This window comes from Streptomyces sp. NRRL S-37 (assembly GCF_000721605.1).
Classification (GTDB): Bacteria; Actinomycetota; Actinomycetes; order Streptomycetales; family Streptomycetaceae; genus Streptomyces.
Genome location: NZ_JOIZ01000070.1, coordinates 1 through 1,589, shown reverse-complemented (window position 1 = coordinate 1,589; position 1,589 = coordinate 1). Strand labels below are relative to the sequence as shown.

Here is a 1,589-nt window from a genome sequence, read left to right as displayed (position 1 = left end):
CTAAGCTTGACGTTTAACCTTGCTGGGCTTGGTGTTCCTTGATCGATTCGGCGCGTTTGACGGTCTTGCCGACGTCGTGGTGCCTGGCCCGTTGTTTGTTTTTCGAGCCGGGAGGCCGTCCGGGGCCTGGTCGGGACGGTTTCGGCGCGCTTGCCGGGCGGGCTGCTGTTGCGCGGACGTTGCGAAACCCCCGGCGGACCCGGGCAGGGGTGAGGCGGCGGGGTTCTGCGGGCCGTTCCCAGGGACGACGGAAATCCTCGGCGAGGGGCCGGGCGAGGCGGAGCTGGGTGTGGGCGGCGATGATCAGCCAGGTCCACAGGTCGGCGGTGTCCGCGTGGCGGACCTTCGGGGCAGTCCAGCCCAGGGTCTGTTTCATCAACCGGAAGGTGTGCTCCAGGTCGAAGCGGCGGAGGAAGGACTGCCACCAGCGGTCCACGTCCGCCGGTGCGGCGGCGGTGGCCGAGCACCACAGCCAGACCGGTTTCGGGTCGCGGTCACCGGGCAGGCGCTCGACCTTCAGGTGGATCAACGTGCCGTGCAGAATGGGAAGTTCTTCCTTGGCGTGGTCCAGCCAGGGGCCGCGGTGAGTGAGCCGGGGGTGCATCCGGTCCCAGGCCGTCGCGGTGGCCGTGCCGTAGCGGGTGGTGTCCGTGACGGTCGTGACATCCGGCTCGTGCCAGCTGTCGGGCTTCTTGAACGTGAGGACGCCGCCATGCCGGCGGGGACGCCCGCCTCGGGGACCCGACCGGGCAGGGCCGGGGTCACGGAGCATGACCCGGTCCGAGCGCAGGCGCCCGACCAGCACGACGGGCAGGTCGGCGAGGGCGTGGGTCAGATAGGCGACGTCATAGCCGGAGTCCATCACAATCAGGATGTCCGGATCGCCCGGTCTCCACTGGCCTGCACTCGTCAACCGCCTCACGACATCGTGGAGTTGGACGGCAGTGACGGTCGTCGCGTCGTCGGCCGGGCCCAGGCGGACCGCGTCCAGGAGAGCGACCCAGGAGGTGCGGCCGGACTCCAGGGCCGCGACGAAGGAGTAGGGCCAGCCGGGCACCAACTGGTCCGAGCTGCGGTCGCCGCGTCCGTAGACATGACAGAAGAGCCGGTCGCCGCTGGTGGGAGCGTCGGGTCGCAGCCAGTGCGACACGTCCACGGCGAGCACGATCCGCCCGTCGGCCGCCTTCGGCAGCGGCAGGCCCGCCAGCGTGCGGCGCAACCGTGTCGGCTCCAGCCATCCACGGTCCAGGGCCGCGTACAGCGCACCGTGCCCGCGCCGGTGCTCGACCGTCAAGGAGAGCTCGACCAGGGTTTTCACCGGCCCGTCCGCGCACAGCACCGCGTCGGTGAGCTCGAAGAGCGCGTCCGCCCGCTTGTAGAGACACTCGTAGAACTCGACCCGAAAGCGGGACAACAGATCCAACGCCTCGATTCCAGGCACACCGACAGGCAGACTCATGGGCAGCGGCCGTTCTCTCGTGCTTTGTGACTCGACATCTCGAAGCGTGGAGAACGGCCGTCTCCGCTGTCCCGTGAAGAACCGCAGGTCAGCAGGACGAGTGACCCGCGGGGTTAAACGTCAAGCTAAG

1 protein-coding gene is annotated in these 1,589 nt (G+C 69.0%); it reads right to left on the bottom strand.

The window, feature by feature from the left end:
* Positions 1-13: 13 nt before the first annotated feature.
* Positions 14-1,459: an NF041680 family putative transposase gene (locus IH50_RS0136710; protein ID WP_037873605.1), complete on the bottom strand. Its 1,446-nt coding sequence runs from the start codon at positions 1,457-1,459 to the stop codon at positions 14-16.
* Positions 1,460-1,589: the final 130 nt, after the last annotated feature.

What these genes read in the sequence shown, in the direction of transcription:
- IH50_RS0136710 (WP_037873605.1), bottom strand. Translation starts at nt 1,459, where the DNA reads ATGAGTCTGCCTGTCGGTGTGCCTGGAATCGAGGCGTTGGATCTGTTG.